This window comes from Enterococcus sp. AZ128, from assembly GCF_051714485.1.
Classification (GTDB): domain Bacteria; phylum Bacillota; class Bacilli; order Lactobacillales; family Enterococcaceae; genus Enterococcus_A.
This window is the reverse complement of sequence record NZ_JBIORZ010000002.1, coordinates 527,457-544,167: the sequence shown is the minus strand read 5'-3', so window position 1 is coordinate 544,167 and position 16,711 is coordinate 527,457. Positions and strand designations below refer to the sequence as shown.

Annotated in this window: 12 protein-coding genes; 11 read left to right on the top strand and 1 reads right to left on the bottom strand. The window is 34.0% G+C overall.

The annotated features are described in order from the left end of the window. Positions 1–272 precede the first annotated feature (272 nt). The 8 genes from IGI38_RS14345 (at position 273) to IGI38_RS14310 (ending at position 10,072) form a co-directional block, all read left to right on the top strand. A complete protein-coding gene (locus IGI38_RS14345; RefSeq protein ID WP_438731799.1) occupies positions 273–797 on the top strand; it encodes a class I SAM-dependent methyltransferase in 525 nt (174 codons plus the stop codon). 235 nt (positions 798–1,032) lie between these two features. Further along, positions 1,033–4,716, top strand: coding sequence for a DEAD/DEAH box helicase (locus IGI38_RS14340; RefSeq protein WP_438731796.1), 3,684 nt, complete (start codon positions 1,033–1,035; stop codon positions 4,714–4,716). 318 nt (positions 4,717–5,034) lie between these two features. After that, positions 5,035–5,160: a hypothetical protein gene (locus IGI38_RS14335; protein ID WP_438731793.1), complete on the top strand. Its 126-nt coding sequence runs from the start codon at positions 5,035–5,037 to the stop codon at positions 5,158–5,160. Positions 5,161–5,417: 257 nt separating this feature from the next. After that, the gene (locus IGI38_RS14330; RefSeq protein ID WP_438731791.1) at positions 5,418–5,999 is read left to right on the top strand and encodes a restriction endonuclease subunit S; all 582 of its coding nucleotides are present in this window, start codon (positions 5,418–5,420) and stop codon (positions 5,997–5,999) included. Further along, positions 5,986–7,458 carry an N-6 DNA methylase gene (locus tag IGI38_RS14325; RefSeq protein ID WP_438731788.1) on the top strand — a complete coding sequence of 491 codons (1,473 nt, stop codon included), beginning with the start codon at positions 5,986–5,988 and terminating at the stop codon, positions 7,456–7,458. Before IGI38_RS14330 ends, IGI38_RS14325 begins: the two co-directional genes overlap by 14 nt. Before the next feature lie 23 nt (positions 7,459–7,481). Then, on the top strand, positions 7,482–8,003 hold the full coding sequence (locus tag IGI38_RS14320) for a toll/interleukin-1 receptor domain-containing protein (protein WP_438731785.1): 522 nt from the start codon (positions 7,482–7,484) through the stop codon (positions 8,001–8,003). A 106-nt stretch (positions 8,004–8,109) separates the two neighbouring features. Next, the gene (locus tag IGI38_RS14315) at positions 8,110–9,633 is read left to right on the top strand and encodes a type I restriction-modification system subunit M (protein WP_438731782.1); all 1,524 of its coding nucleotides are present in this window, start codon (positions 8,110–8,112) and stop codon (positions 9,631–9,633) included. Next, on the top strand, positions 9,623–10,072 hold the full coding sequence (locus IGI38_RS14310; protein WP_438731779.1) for a restriction endonuclease subunit S: 450 nt from the start codon (positions 9,623–9,625) through the stop codon (positions 10,070–10,072). Before IGI38_RS14315 ends, IGI38_RS14310 begins: the two co-directional genes overlap by 11 nt. Before the next feature lie 4 nt (positions 10,073–10,076). Here the strand turns inward: IGI38_RS14310 and IGI38_RS14305 are convergent, their stop codons facing one another. Then, positions 10,077–11,024 (bottom strand): IS30 family transposase, encoded by a 948-nt coding sequence (locus IGI38_RS14305; RefSeq protein ID WP_438725454.1) that lies wholly within the window; start codon positions 11,022–11,024, stop codon positions 10,077–10,079. Positions 11,025–11,078: 54 nt separating this feature from the next. On the opposite strand from IGI38_RS14305, the gene IGI38_RS14300 reads away from it, so the two are divergent. The 3 genes from IGI38_RS14300 to IGI38_RS14290 are packed head-to-tail and all read left to right on the top strand — an operon-like array spanning position 11,079 to position 16,583. Beyond that, positions 11,079–11,993 carry a restriction endonuclease subunit S gene (locus IGI38_RS14300; protein ID WP_438731777.1) on the top strand — a complete coding sequence of 305 codons (915 nt, stop codon included), beginning with the start codon at positions 11,079–11,081 and terminating at the stop codon, positions 11,991–11,993. A gap of 57 nt (positions 11,994–12,050) precedes the next feature. Continuing rightward, entirely contained in the window at positions 12,051–13,442 is a 1,392-nt protein-coding gene (locus IGI38_RS14295) for a HEPN domain-containing protein (protein WP_438731774.1), read from the top strand. Positions 13,443–13,487: 45 nt separating this feature from the next. Then, positions 13,488–16,583 (top strand): type I restriction endonuclease subunit R, encoded by a 3,096-nt coding sequence (locus IGI38_RS14290; protein ID WP_438731772.1) that lies wholly within the window; start codon positions 13,488–13,490, stop codon positions 16,581–16,583. Positions 16,584–16,711: the final 128 nt, after the last annotated feature.

The window sequence follows — 16,711 nt, the reverse complement described above, 5'->3', positions numbered from 1 at the left end:
TTGGTAAATATCCGAATCAGTAGGAAGATCATTGTCTAGGGCAATCGGTACAACGATCATCATGCATTCACTTCATCTTATAAATGTTGTCAAAAACTGCTACCATTCCAGGTTACGAATTAAGGGAACATCATTATTTTAGATTGTGTCAGAAAGGACAAGCCATGAATCGTTTCTTTATCCTATTAATAATAGTAGTGGGACTATTTTTCATTTATAAATACCTTCTAAATCAATCTAAAACACCAACCGGTTGGGTAGGGAGTGTCATGATGAAATTATGGAATAAAGTCTACTTGCCCATGGCAAAATGGTGCCTGTCATTTTTACCAACAAAACAATTCCACCGCATTTTAGATATAGGTGTTGGCAATGGCGCAACCACGTACTACCTCAGTCAAAGATTCAAGGCTAAGTCAATCATTGGGCTAGATATTTCTGAAAAAGCCATCGAACAAGCACAGAGATTACACTCGGGTAATATGATCACGTTCGAAAGAGCAAATATCGAGAAAACTAACTACCCTTCAAATAGCTTTGATCTGATTTGCGCCTTTCAGAATCATTTTCATTGGAGTAATCTGCAAGGAAGCCTCTTAGAGATAAGAAGAATACTGACTGATGATGGAATTTTTCTTATAGGATGTGAGTATTCTAAAGTGAAATACTTTTTGTCTGAGTTGAAGGAGCCGGATGTGTTTGGGGAGTATTTGGATGATATTGGGTTAAGGCTGATACAGGTAGAACGCGAGCGTGATTGGGTGGTTTATGGGGTTGGGAAGAGGTTAGCTGAATAATTTTGTGGGAGAGCTGATGGAGTGGGCTCTCTTTTTTTTTTGTAATAATTCTTTCTCGGCTTAAAATAGAAAGTCCTTGTCAATTGTTTATGAAATAACTAAAAAAAATAATAGATAATGATCAAATGTATGTATAAGAAACTTTGATTGACTAATAAGAGAAAACATAAAAGGAATATGATATGCTAACAATAATAAGTATTACTAAAAAGAACTTTATTAATAGGAGTTTAGCATGGAAATAGAACGTACTGCTGAGAGAGTTGTTGATTTCTGGCGTTTGTTGGAATTTTTCACTCAGGATAATTATCCAAAACAAAATACACAAAAAAAGAAATATTTAAATAAAATCGTAAATGCTGTGGATTTAAAGCCTTACAAAAGAAAAACTTCTATAGAAATTTTTCATTCCTACAAATTTGATGATTTTGCAGAAGGACTTAATGAGACAACTAATATTGAAAACTTATTTCCAGAAATTAGTTCAGATGTTCACTTGTTTGTAGGAAAAGTCAGTAGAAACAGTGTCATTGAAAAATTATTGGAACTCGTTAAAGGAGAAGAATTAATAGAAGAAAATAAAAGTAAAATTTGCTTATTTTCTTTAAAAATGAGTAGAGACAATAAATATATACCGAGCTCTTTGTGTGTATCACCGTTATTGTGGGGAACAGCGATTATAAATAGCTATGGCACTGATGCGACGACAATGAAAAACAAGCTAACTATCGAGGAATACAAAAAAACGATAACGAAAATCGAAGAAAACGAAAAATTTTTTACAGAAGATCAAAAAGTAAATAGTGTTTTTTTACGAAATCTATCGTTCTACATCAAAGCCTTTTTTTTCGATAAACTATTTGATAACTCAAATATAGAGGAAGATATTACTTTAATTTATAATCGATTTAAAGACAAAGAAGCCTATGAAAAATTAAATGATTCTTTAGAAGATTATAGCGATCTTATTAATGGTTTTTATCAAGAAGATTTAGAAATGGTTCGAAAATCCATAGAACAAGGCAAAGCTTCTGATAGATTATTCCTTGATTATATTTGCAGTGGACACGAAGAAACTTCGGAAATGATAAGACAAAGGGAAAAATATAACGTAAGAAATGATATTGATTTAATAGAATTTATTCTTTGTCCTACAAATGCACCTCTTGGGAAATGGCCTTCTGAGTACAATCCTGCTTTTATGCAACAAGTGGCAATAAACCAGTATATTAGCGGGGAAGAAGCAATTTTTTCTGGTAATGGGCCACCTGGAACAGGAAAAACAACTTTATTGAAGGAGGTTGTTGCTGATAATGTTGTAAAAAGGGCTAAGTTACTCAGTCAGTATAAGAGAGCAGATGCAGCATTCAAGAGCGAAAAATACTTAGATGGTGATAAAAAGAGTAAAGGGTATGACAATTACTTTTCGGTCTATTATGCCTTAAAAGATGAGCGAATTAAGGATTATGGCATGTTAGTGGCCTCCTCAAATAATGCAGCTGTAGAAAATATTACTAAAGAACTGCCGAACCAAGAGAAGCTTTTGGATAGCTTAAAATCAGAACAAGTGTCAGAAATTAGTGAGCTATTTGATTTAAATGAAACTTCAGATAAACTAACGGTTACTAATGAAATTGTTAATGATCGAGGGAGAAAAGAGAAGCAAACTATAGAGGTAAATGATATTTATTTATCTTCATTTGCGCAAAAACTCACTGATCAAGATTTTGATCTTTCAAAAGTTGCGAATTATTCAGAATGGGGACTAATTTCGGCACCATTAGGTAAAAGAAGTAATATTTCTGTTTTTTTCTATAGGGTGCTCAAACCTTTGATGAAAAAGATTCATAAAAATACTGAAGATAGTCGTGCATTTTATAAAGAAGCTCGAATAAAGTTCTTAGAACAATATGAATATGTAATTGGATTACAAAAACAAGCAGTAGACTATAGTGACATTTATAAGAGACATCTAAATGAAAAATTAAATCTTATAAAAAAGACGGAAAAAATCGATGCTACTATACATCGCTTGAAGTTTTTTATCCAAAACGGTGAAGAAAGTGTTAATAAAAAAAGGTTGATATTGAAAGACAAACGTAATCAACTAGTTGAATTTGAAGACCAAAATAATAATTTCTTTGAGATGTTTGTACAAGCTCGTGCGCTTCTCAAAGAACTTCAATCTGATAAACAGAAGAAAGAAAGTATAATAAAAAAACTAGAAGAAAGTAAAAATCTATTTGAAATAGTTCGATATAAAATTTTCAAAAAAACATCTGAAACGATTACAGCGATAAAAGATGAAACGAAGGAATTAAATTCTATACGTGAAGATATCAATAATATCAACTCTGAAGTAGCCAAAACTGAAAAAGTACAAAATAAACTCATAAAAAAAATAAAAACCATAGTTAACGAAATTGATATCTTGCAAAAAGAGATAGAAGACAAACAGTCAAAAATTGAAGGTTACCAATTAACTATTTTTGATTTAGAAAAACAGGCCAACTCTATTTTAGATGAACGTAATAGCCTAAAAAATAGACACGATGAAGAAATTAGAGAATTGGAAACGAAGGTTGAACTATTTAATCAAGATTACTTTAATGAGACGCATCATGGAACTATGGAGGAAAAAGTTAATAGACAGACAAAAGTACCATGGATTTCTGAAGAATATGATCGTGCTAGAGAGAAACTTTTTTATGAGGCTTTACAGTTGAACAAATACTTCGTTCTTTCTTCTAAACATGTACGGTCTAACTTACAAAATTTAGGATATATGTGGAAGATATTGAAGCCTAGGAATGAGGATTATTGTAACTTTTCTAAGAGAGATCGAAAAAAAGCTTATAAGCATTTACTAAACACACTTTTCTTGATAACGCCTGTGATTTCAACTACATTTGCTTCAGTTGGAAGATTTCTGTCTAATATTGAAGATGAAAATAGTCTTGGACAATTGATTATTGATGAAGCTGGTCAATCTACACCCCAGATGGCAATAGGAGCCTTATGGCGGTTCAAAAAATCTATTATTGTTGGAGACCCTAAACAGGTCGAACCAATTGTTACTACCGAAGTTAATGCAATCAAGAAAATTTTCAGAACAGATGAGTTAGCAGGTTATATGGATAAATCACTGTCAGTGCAAACATTTGCTGATACTATTAATCCTTATGGCGCATATTTGGAGCAAGATAATCAAGAAGACTTGTGGGTTGGATGTCCCTTGGTTGTTCATAGAAGATGCATTGATCCCATGTTCAGCATATCCAACCAATTATCTTATGCTAATACAATGATATCTCAAACTGGAAAACAAAAGTCAGAATCAGAATTTATTTACTCAAAGTCTTGCTGGATAAACATAGCAGGAAAAGAGAATGGTAATAAAGACCATCATGTGAAAGAACAAGCTTTAAGAGCTATTGAAATAGTCGATAAAGCTTTTGAAAAAGCTGATGGCTATCCAGATATTTATCTGATTTCTCCTTTTACAACTGTAGTTAATGGGTTTAGAAATCTTTTTTCAAAAGAGTCTAAACACAAAGAAGAGGAAGTCATGAAAGAATGGATTAATGAAAATTGTGGAACGGTTCATAAATTTCAAGGGAAAGAAGCAAAAGAAGTTATTTTTCTTTTAAGCTGCGATTCGAATGCAAAAGGTGCTGTGCGATGGGTTAATGATAATATTGTTAACGTAGCAACTACACGGGCAAAATATCGATTGTATACAATAGGTGATCGAGAATTATGGAGTTTGAATCCCTCTGTTTCAGTCATGCAAGAATACTTGGAAAATTATGAAGAAATTTCAAATTCTGTTAATGAGTCTACTAATCGAGTAGAGCAACGAATAAACCCAAATGTTCAGATTAACCAAGTGATCGGCAATGCGCATACACGACTTTAAACGCCTTTGTCAGAGAGCATCTAATCTTTTCGTTATTCAAGCGGAGAATTTTCCGACGTTAAAACTTAGGTGCTATCTCATTCTTAGTATTTAATTCCGGCATACTAGACATTTACTCAATAGATTGGAATGTGCGTTACAAATCTCTTGAGTACTGTGGATACTGATATATCAAAATACTCCCTATCGTGAAAAGAAGACTTCAATTATTGAAGCAAAGTATTATCCATGAACAACACAGAGCTTTTATAATTTAAATTAGATCAGGTATTTATTTACAATAAAAATAAGATTCTTAGATTAAAAAGGAAGGTTATAATGAAATGTGAATTTTACTTTGTTTCAGAGGGAATAATCCAACCAGACAATACGTATCAGATGAGTGGAAGTGAGATCAGTGAATTACCATGCATTGATTACTATCAAGGAACCAATAAAATTTGAAGTTTAAATCAAAACGTGACAGTAATATGATTACTGTTAATTTATAATAGTCAGATTTGTAGCATATTAGTACATTTTAAAGGGCAAGGTTAATTAATTTAACTTTGCCCTTTTTTATAATTTTAATATTTAGTCGAGTACGGAAACTAAGCTTTAGAAAAAATAGTAATATCGATATATTACATTGAGGTTTCGTATAAGATATGCTATTCTATATTTAATAAATTAGGAAATTCAATGCTATAGGAGTGTTAGAGATGCGTTTAAACGAACTTCTGGAAATAGAATCTGGAACATTAGCAACAAGAATTGATGAACAAGAAGACGGTAAAAAGTATTTTTTGTATGAGAATGAACAATTCTACTCTCAATATGCAAGTGACATGATGAAGAATAGAAAAAGCATAGCAACATTTACGAATGTAAAGCAAATCTTTTCAGGAGATATTGTAATAAATTTATTTAAAGGCGAATGTACGATTGTAAGAGAGGAGTTTCATGGAAATGTAATATATGCAAATTTTGCAAAAGTGACCTTCTTGGATAAGAAAATAGATCGAAATTACTTTGTGTACTGGTTCAATGAAAGTGAAGCTAGCAAGAAGCAATTACTTCAAGATATTCAAGGAACAGTCATGAAAAAAATTACTATAGGTAAACTTAAAAACATGGAAATTGAGTTACCAGCTATAGATGTACAAAAAACTATTGGGGACCTTTATATCGCACAATTGAGGTTGAATTTTTTATGCGACAAGAATATAAAACTTAAACAGCTCAGAACTAGAGAGATGATAAGAAGATATGAAAGAGGGGTCGAGAAGGATGGACAACACTAAGATTAGGGAATTATTAAATAAGCTAATAAATCTTTCTAATCGTGTCAGTGAGGAGTCTGTTTATATAGAGCATGTGTTAGGACTATTTTGCTATAGATATTTAACTGGACAAGTTGAACACGCAGCAGAAATGACTAAGCATCGTAACAAATGTAGGCTAGATGAGGTGTTAAATAGTAGTTCATTTAAAAAAGAGTTCTTAGCTAAACAAAATTTTTTTATTTCACCAGAGAATTTGTATGCAAAATTCAAAGTGAAAACCAACCAAGAAAAGGAACTAGCTCAAATACTGGATTTAGCTTTTAAAGAGTTTGATTTAGAAGCTGAAAATCAATACAAAAATCTTTTTGATCTAGACTTTAATTTATTAGGACAAACAAGTGATCAGTTGAAAGAAATGCTTAAAATTATTGATGATTTGTATAGGTACAATGACATTGAAATCTTTCAAGAATCTGTTGATTATTTGCTAAATCAGTTTTCTGAAAGAGGAGGTAAAGGGAGTAAACTTTTACATACGCCTAAAACAGTTTGTGAGTTACTTTCGCAAATTATTGAAAGCGAAATTCAGAGTAATGTGGAGATTTACGATCCCACGTATAAATCTGGGTCTTTATTATTGTCTATTGCAAGTAGAACAGAGAAAGCAAAACTATTCGGACAAGACGAGAGTAGATTTAATCAGAAAGTTGCCAGAATGTGGTCGGTTATTTCTGGTATAAGTGAATTTGATCTTCGGTTAAGTAATTCTTTAGAAGTTGATGAGTTTCCAAATAGAATTTTTGATGTTGTTGTTGCAAATCCACCGTATAGCTCAAAATGGAATGGAGAAAAAAATAATCAATTTCGTGGATTTCCTAAGTTAGCTCCCAAAAGTAAGGCAGATTTTGCCTATATACAACTAATGATTAATCATTTAAAAGATACTGGATTAATGGCAGTACTTTTGCCTATGGGTATTTTATTTAGAGGGGGAAAAGAAAAAACTATTAGAGAGCATCTAATAAAAGATAAAAACTGTATAGATACGATAATTCAGTTACCTGCTAATTTATTTAATGCAACAGCAATACCTGTTTGTTTGATTCTTATCAAAAAAGAACGTGCTGAGGATAGCATATTTTTTATAGATGCATCAGACCAATTTGTCAAAGAGAGGCAAAAAAATTATTTTAGTTTAGAAAATATTGAAAAAATTGTCGCGGCATATAAGTCTAAGAAGAACATTGATGGTTTTAGTTGTTTAGCTGAATCAAAAAAAATAGAAGACAATGATTATAATTTGGGTGTTAATAGATATGTCGATAAAATAGAAAAAGAAGAAGAAATAAATTTAGAGAACTTAGAAAAAGAAATATTTGAGACTGAAAAAGAAATAGCAAAGTTAGAACAAACGATTTTAGATTATTATAAAGAAATAGATACAAAATCTGTTCGAACACAGACCGATTCAAATTGAGTTGAAGGAATGAGGTAATGGATATGGGAAATGTGAAGTTTTTTATTAGTCACTCTTCGGATGATGAAGAATTAGTCAATGAATTTGTTGAGTTTTTAAGGATGGGCTTGGATATAAAAAGAAGCGAAATATTTTGTACTGCTATGAACACTGCGATTCCCATTGGAGAAGAATATATTCCGTTTATGAGAGATAAAATTGTTGGTTGCGAGCAAGTAATACTTCTAATTACAGAGAATTATTTAAATAGTATTTTTTGTTTTACAGAGTTGGGCGCTGCTTGGGCGTTGAACCAAAACATTATCCCAATTGTAGTTCACCCAGTCGCATTTTCTAGTTTAGACAACTCGCCTTTAAAAGGAATTCAGATGATCAATTTACATAAAGTAGCAGATCTTCATAAATTCTTTAGTCACTTGGTAAATAAAGGAATAGTTAGTGTTGATACTGTAGGAGATTTTTCAAAAGCGATGCCCAGCTTTTTAAATAAGGTTAATTCTAAGGAAGAACTTTTTCAGCAAAATTTACCCATTCGAATGAAATAATTTGAAATCACACTTTTCATGAAAAACTGATAAAATGAACACAGGTCTGTGAAAGAATGCATCACTAGCATAATTATAATCATTTAATCCAAGGAGGAAATAAATAATGGCTTCAGCCGAATTAAAAATCGAAGAACAGTTATGGCTTACAGCTGATAAACTACGAGGTAGTATGGATGCCTCAGAATATAAAAATGTCGTATTAGGTCTAATTTTTTTGAAGTATGTATCGGATAGTTTTGAAGAAAAACATGCTGAATTATCACAAGATGAATACGCTGATCCAGAAGATAAAGATGAGTACTTAGCGGACAATATTTTTTGGGTTCCAATGGATGCCCGCTGGTCAAATATCAATAAGAAATCAAAAACGCCTGAAATCGGTCAGATTATTGATCAGGCGATGATCGAAATCGAAAAAGCAAATCCAACATTAAAAAATGTTTTGCCAAAAAACTATGCTCGTCCTCAGCTAGACAAAGTACGTTTGGGCGAAACGATTGATTTAATTACAAATATTAAAGTTGGGGATAAAGCGAGTCGCAGTACCGATGTACTAGGTCGGACATATGAATATTTCTTGAGCAAGTTTGCTAGTGCAGAAGGGAAAGGCGGAGGTGAATTTTATACTCCTCGTTCCGTTGTTAGTTTGCTAGTAGAAATGCTGGAGCCTTATCAAGGTCGTGTTTATGACCCATGCTGTGGCTCAGGCGGCATGTTTGTACAGTCAGAAAAATTTGTCCAGGAACACCAAGGCAAGATTGGAGATATTGCTATTTATGGACAAGAATCTAATCCTACTACTTGGCAGTTATGCAAAATGAACTTGGCCATTCGTGGAATTGATGGAAACATTGGTCAACACAATGCAGATACTTTCCATAATGATTTACACAAAGGATTAAGAGCAGATTATATTTTAGCCAATCCACCATTTAATATTAGTGATTGGGGTGGAGAAAAACTAACAGATGATGCTCGTTGGAAATATGGAGTTCCTCCAGTTGGTAATGCGAACTATGCTTGGATCGAACACATGGTTTCAAAATTAGCGCCGGAAGGAACAGCTGGCTTTGTTTTAGCAAATGGGAGTATGTCTACTAGTCAAGGTGCAGAATTAGCAATTCGTAAAAATCTAGTGGATGAAGATATTGTTGAATGTATTGTAACGCTTCCTGGACAAATGTTTTATTCAACACAGATTCCTGTTTGTTTATGGTTTACTACCAAGTCAAAGTCAAAATTGAATGAACGTGATCATCGTAAGGAAATCTTATTTATTGATGCTCGTAAAGAAGGATTCATGGCTGATCGCACTCATAAGGAATTTAGTGCTGATGATATTGCGAAAGTTTCGGATACTTACCATGCTTGGAAAGGTACAATAAATGCAGAATATGAAGACATCGCTGGTTTTTGTAAGTCAGCTTCTTTAGAGGAGATTCAAAATCAAGAATATATTTTAACACCTGGTCGTTATGTTGGTTTAGCCGCTGAAGAAGAAGATAGTGAGCCTTTTGAAGAAAAAATGGCACGATTGACCAAAACACTGTCAGAACAATTTGAAAAATCTCATGAGCTAGAAGAAGACATCAAGAGAGCCCTAGGAGGAATAGGGTATGAATTTTAAAAAAACAGTCATTGGCAAAATTCCAGTTGATTGGGATATAAAAACAATTGATGAGCTAAAAAGTGATAAAAAGAATGCTATCTCTATGGGTCCATTTGGCTCTAGGATAAAAAAAGATAATTTTGTCGAAAAGGGAGTACCAATTATTCGTGGAAACAATTTGAAGAAATTATTTTTTCATGACGCTGATTTTGTTTATGTTACTCAAGAAAAGGCTGATGAACTAAAATCTAGTAAAGTAGAAAAAAACGATATTGTAATAACTCACAGAGGAACTTTAGGTCAAGTTGGATACATTCCAGAGAATTCAAAATACGAAGAATATATTGTCTCACAAAGTGGGATGAAACTAACTGTGGATTCAACACTAATTGAAGCTAAATTCTTATATTACTATTTAAATACTAGATATGGCCAGCACGAGTTATTGATGAGCTGAATTGTCAAATTAATTGCAACATTTCTTCTTGAAAGACTTCCCAACAATTTTTCCAGTTCAATGTTTTTTTAGGACGCATATTTATCTTGCGTAATGCTTCCTGTTTCTCCGTAGGGGGTACCTTTGAAAAATCAGTTCCCTTAGGGAAGAATTCTCTAAATAAACCATTCCCATTTTCGTTAGATCCGCGTTGCCATGGGGAGTATGGATCACAAAAATACATAGGTACGTCTAAATCTTTCTCAATTTCTTTCCAGCAAGAAAACTCTTTCCCACGGTCGACCGTAAAGCTTAAAAATGCCTTGTGACTCCCTAGGTCTTGCACAAAAGCTTTAATCGCTTGTGCCATTGACTTCGCGGTACGATCCCTCATTGAGATCGCCCAATAAAAGCGTGTTTTCCGTTCAATAAACGTTGCTTCGCAGGCTTTGCTTTCCCCTCTGCTAGAAACAACTGTGTCCAACTCCCAATGTCCAAATTCTTCTCGAGTTGACACAGAAGCTGGGCGTTCATCAATGGTATGCCCTACAGTCATTTTGCCTCGTGCCTCTTCTTGTTTTTCTTGTCTTCTGCCTTTATGTCTCAGACACTGTTTAGACACATTAAGAATACCGGCATAGAGCCAATTGTAAATGGTTTTGAATGAAACTATTTGACGATCATTCGCAATTTGTTCAGGGGACCAGCTGTCTTCAAGATCACATTCAATCTGATAAGCGAATTCAGAAGTCCATTTGGACTTCGCACCACAGGCACTGCGCTTCATTTCCGCATCTAATTGCGCATTGTCGGCATTATAGATCAAATCTTCGGGTACTCGTTTCAACTCACGATCAATCGTTGTTCGGCTAACACCAATTCTGTCCGCTATTTCTTGAATACTCTTGGCATCATAAATCATCGTCTCTATACATTTTCGATTATCTCGTGTAAGCTTTTTGTGTGAACCCATCAAAATCACTCCTAGTAGTTTGTTATCCTAAACTCATTTTACTAGAAATTTTTGATGGGTTCTTTGTTGCGATTAATATTACAATTCAGCATGAATCAATCACAGGTTGGGGTTCCAGCTATAGCGCAAGCTTCTACTTCCTTAAAAGCTGTAAGAGTTCCTATTCCATCGATGAAAGAACAAATAAGTATTGTAAAAATACTTGATAGTTTAACAAATAAAATCGAGCTTAACAATCAAATAATTACTACTTTAGAAGAATTGGCGGCAACGCTTTTCAAACGTTGGTTTGTTGATTTTGAGTTTCCTGATGAAAATGTAAATCCTTATAAAACTAGTTGTGGAAAGATGACTGAAAGTGAGTTAGGAGAAATACCAGAAGGCTGGGAAGTGGGTAAGTTAAGTGATATTGGTGAGATCATTGGTGGTGGAACGCCTTCAAAGAAAAAGGAGGAATATTTTAAAGAGGGGACCATATCTTGGATTACGCCAAAGGATTTATCAGAGCAAAAGAATGTATTTATTTCTCGAGGGAAAACAAATATTACCAATTTAGGTTTATCAAAAAGTAGTGCAAGATTGATTCCTGCTAAATCAGTACTTTTCAGTTCCAGAGCCCCTATAGGGTACATTGCTATTGCTAGTAAAGAAGTCTCTACCAACCAAGGCTTCAAATCTGTGGTTCCAAAAGAAATAAATCAAAGTGAATTTGTTTACCTTTTACTAAAAAATAAAGTAACTGATATCGAAAGCAGAGCTACAGGGTCAACTTTTAAAGAGGTATCTGGGTCAATTATGAAAAAATTTCCAGTTATAATCCCAGACTCCAAAATTATTAATATTTTTTGCAGTATTGTGAAGTGTTGGTTTTGGCAAATTGAAAACTTGGAACAAGAAAATGATAGTCTGAATGATACCAGAAATATTTTACTACCTAGACTTCTCTCGGGTGAATATGAAGTTGTATAGTTTTTAGACTGTCGAGGAAGGAAGTATTTTAATATTTCATAAACGAGGTGTAAAGCAGTGCGACATGAACTAAAGCACACCGGTCTAGGCAAGATAGATGATGACTATAACGAGTATCCAGTTTCTATATACAGCAATAAAGATTTAACTAGTTTCCTAGTATTTATTGAATATCGTCATGATAGTCCTCAAATTGGGTCAAATTTATTATTACCATTTGAGATAGATTACCTAGAGGTAACGCTTGCCAATGGAGGAGTTTTTTCTCTTTTTGGACTAAATCGATATAGCCATACGTCAGAAATTTCTTATCAACGTGAAGTCTTCAAATATACAGTAGATTATATTGTTAGTGGTCTCAAATCGAGTGATGAGAGATTTTTCAGACAAGCCAATTATAGCGTCTCGGGAATAATGAAATGGGGAAATATTACTAATTGGAATACAAAAATGGGTGCCCCTTGTTATCTTTCTAGAAATTATGATAATGAAATCACTATTTTTGATGGAGAGAGTTACCAGATAAAATATCGAGTAAATACAAACATACCTTTCGATTTTTTAGAGGAAGAGGTAGCATTTAGACAATATCCAACTATCATTGTCACTAGTAAAAATTCTTTTCAGAGTATCACATGGTTTGAAGAAAAGTTTAAATCATTCAAACAAATAATAGAAATAGCACTTCAAAATCAGATAAACTATCAGAAATTTTCTTTATTACAAGAACCTGAGGGAAATTATGATACAATAAAAAATACTTTGTTTAAGGTAGAATCAAGCTTTTCTAAAAAGAATGACTTAGATCAACTCCATCCATTCTCCTTTCTTTTCAACTGTAAAAAGCTCATGCAAAGTGCTGACCTTTTTGAATGGGGAAATAAGGCAAATAAATTAAAGCCTGTCATCAATTTGTATATCAGAGCCTATTATTCGGAAAATGACTCTATGCAAAACCATTTTTTAAATATTTGCCAAGCCTTAGAAACATATCATTCAAGAATGATTTCTGATGAGAAATCAGAATATATTAAGATAATTGGAGACAGATTGAAGGATTCTCCTTCGAATTGGTTTGATTTTTTCGTGAGAGAGGAGAAAAGAAAACAAATTCTATTGAGTGAAAGAATTGCCCACTTAATATTTATAGACAATAATCAATATATTAGCCCATATATGATGACTGGGTTGTTTAACTTGAAAGATTTCCCCAAGATTATTTCTGACACTAGAAATTACTATACACATTATAACGAAAAGCGAAAAAAATCAGCTTTATTTGGTAAAGAGTTGGGCTACGCAATCAGAATACTCAGATCAATATTAGAATTTCACTTACTGAGAGAACTTGGATTCAAAGATAGGGAAGACTTTAAAGGAATAAATGAGAAATTCAAACTAATTAATACTGATATGAACTATTCTAAACATGTAAGAGGGAAAGATTAATTTGAATAAATAGTAGAAAAGTATTTGAGACATAGGAGGTGCTACATGTCTGATTTTCGTTTTACAGAGGCGGAGCTAGAAGAAACAGCTTTAGAGTGGTTGGAAGATGCCGGCTATACTCCAGTGTCTGGTGTTCAGTTTGAACCTGATGGTGAAATGGCCGCGCGAAAAAGTTATAGTGATCTAATATTGATAGATAACCTAAAAAAAGCACTGTTATCAATCAATCGTGATGCAAGCATGGATGTAATCGAGGAAGCGATACGTAAAATAGTCATTCCTCAACATCCGAATATGGCAGTGAATAATCGTACCTTTCACAAATTTATTACAGATGGAATCGACATTGAGACCCGAGAAGGGATCAATAATGTTACAAAGAAAATTTGGTTATTTGATTTTTCACATCCAGAAAATAATGAGTTTTTAGCAGTTAATCAGTTTGTTATTAAAGAAGGAAATAAAGAAAAACGTCCGGATGTAATTCTATTTGTGAATGGTTTACCCTTAGTCGTTATTGAGTTAAAAAATGCGACAAATGAAAACGTGGGAACTAGCGATGCATATAATCAGCTGCAAACATATAAATCAACAATACCTAGCTTATTTAATTTTAACGAAATTATGATTATTAGTGATGGTTTTAGTGCGAAAGCTGGGACGATCTCTAGTAATGAAGAACGTTTTATGGTTTGGCGAACGATGGATGGCAAGAATGAAACCAGTACAACACATACTCAGCTCGAAGTGTTGATTAGAGGAATGTTAAATCCAGTGGTTTTGCTAGATTTAATACGTCATTTTATTTTATTCAAAGATGATGGGAAGCAAACGATTAAAATTTTAGTGGCTTATCACCAGTATCATGCAGTTAATCGAGCGGTCGATGAAACAAAAAGAGCTGCTTCATCAGAAGGAGATCAGAAAATTGGTGTTGTCTGGCATACGCAAGGATCGGGCAAAAGTTTATCCATGGTCTTTTACTCTGGAAAACTAATTCAAGAATTGGATAATCCAACAATTGTAGTATTAACTGACCGTAATGATTTGGATGATCAATTATTTTTAACTTTTAGTCAGTCTTGTGAACTGTTGCGACAAACTCCGAAACAGTCAGAAAGCCGAAGTGATTTGAAACAATTACTATCTGTCGAAGCCGGTGGGATTGTCTTTACTACAATGCAGAAATTCTCTCCCGATGAAGGAACAGAGATGTCTGCATTAACTAATCGAAGAAATGTCATCGTTATGGCAGATGAAGCCCACAGAAGTCAATACGGATTCTCAGGAAAATTAGCCCAAAGCACCGATGAAGATTATGTAATGAAGTATGGATATGCCAAGTACCTACGGGATGCCTTACCGAATGCTTCTTACATTGGATTTACAGGTACACCAATTGCAAGTACGGATAAATCTACCCGTGCAGTATTTGGAAACTATGTTGATGTTTATGATATGACACAAGCAGTGGCTGATGGTGCCACTGTCAAAATTTACTATGAAAGTCGCATTATCCCACTGAAGCTATCAAGCGGAGTTGACCTTGATCCGCAAGTAGATGTAATTATGGAAGAGCAAGAAGAATATGTTGTTCATAAATCTAAGAGTAAATGGAGTCGTTTAGAGGCAGTAGCTGGAGCAAAATCAAGATTAGAGACATTAGCAAAAGATTTCGTGGATCATTTTGAAGAGCGACAAAATGCTTCTTTCGGAAAATCAATGATTGTAACGATGTCTCGTCGAATCGCTATCGATCTATACAAGGAAATTGTTAAGCTTCGCCCAAATTGGCATTCAGATGATGACGATAAAGGACGTATCAAAATTGTTATGACAGGCTCATCTAGTGATCCAGAGGATTGGCAACCGTTCATTGGAAACAAAGCTAGACGTGAAAAACTAGCTAATCGGATGAAAGACAATGATGATCCGTTACAAATTGTTATTGTTCGAGACATGTGGTTAACAGGATTCGATGTGCCTGCGATGAATACGATGTATCTAGATAAGCAAATGAAAGGCCATAATTTGATGCAGGCTATAGCACGTGTCAACCGAGTGTTTAAGGATAAAGAAGGCGGATTGATTGTTGATTACATTGGCATTGCAGATAGTTTAAAGGAAGCCTTACAAGAGTACACACCAAGTGACCAAGAACAGGCAGGGGTCGACGTTGCTGCTGCTGTCAATGTAATGATGGAAAAGTATGATTTAATTACAGAACTTCTTTATGGAATCAATTACGAGGAATTCACTAGCGACAAAGCTTCTGTAAAAATGAGAACACTTAACAATACAATGGATTATATTCTAGCGTTAGGTCAGGAAAAAACGAAACTCTACAAAGATCTAGTGACCGAATTATCAAAATCATTTGCTTTGTGTGCTACAGAGCCAGAAGCGCAAGATATTAATGCTGAAGTTGCCTTTTTCAAAGCTGTGAAAGTCGCATTAATGAAATTAGATATGACAGGAACGAAGCCAACGCAACAACAAGTCGACGAACAACTGAAACAATTATTGTCCAAATCGGTTGTTGCAGAAGGTGTAGTCGATATTTACGAATCACTTGGTTTGGAGAAACCAGATTTATCTATTTTATCTGATGAATTTTTAGCAGAGGTACGAGCATTGCCTCAAAAAAATGTGGCAGTGACATTGTTAGACCGATTATTGCGAGGAAAAGTACGTGCTATCCAACGAACAAACTTGATTCAGGCACGGAAGTTTACTGAAATGTTGAATGGATCGATTGATCGATACAATAAGCGAACGATTGAAACATCTAAAGTTATCGAAGAATTGATTCAGATGGCTAAAGATATGAGTGAAGCGGTTCAACGTGGAGAAGATTTGGGACTATCGAGAGATGAAATTGCTTTCTACGATGCTCTTGCTGACCACCAAACAGCAAAAGAAGTGCTGGGTGATGATACACTTAAAGCAATTGCACATGAATTGACAGTGGCAATCAAGAATAATATGAGTGTGGATTGGTCCGTTCGTGAGAGTGCTCGTGCAAAAATGCGTGTGACTGTTAGACGATTATTGAAAAAATATGGTTATCCACCTGATCTACAAAAGATTGCTGTTGAAAAAATTGTTGCTCAAGCAGAATTGATGGCAAGTAGTTTATAAATATAAAAATGACACTTTCGAGGTACTAAGAAAGTGTCATTTTATTTTGCGAGTGAGTGGCAGTACATATTATTTTTCAAGATTGTATTTCTAAATACTAGGTTGTGAGAGACTGTCGTGAATAGCCG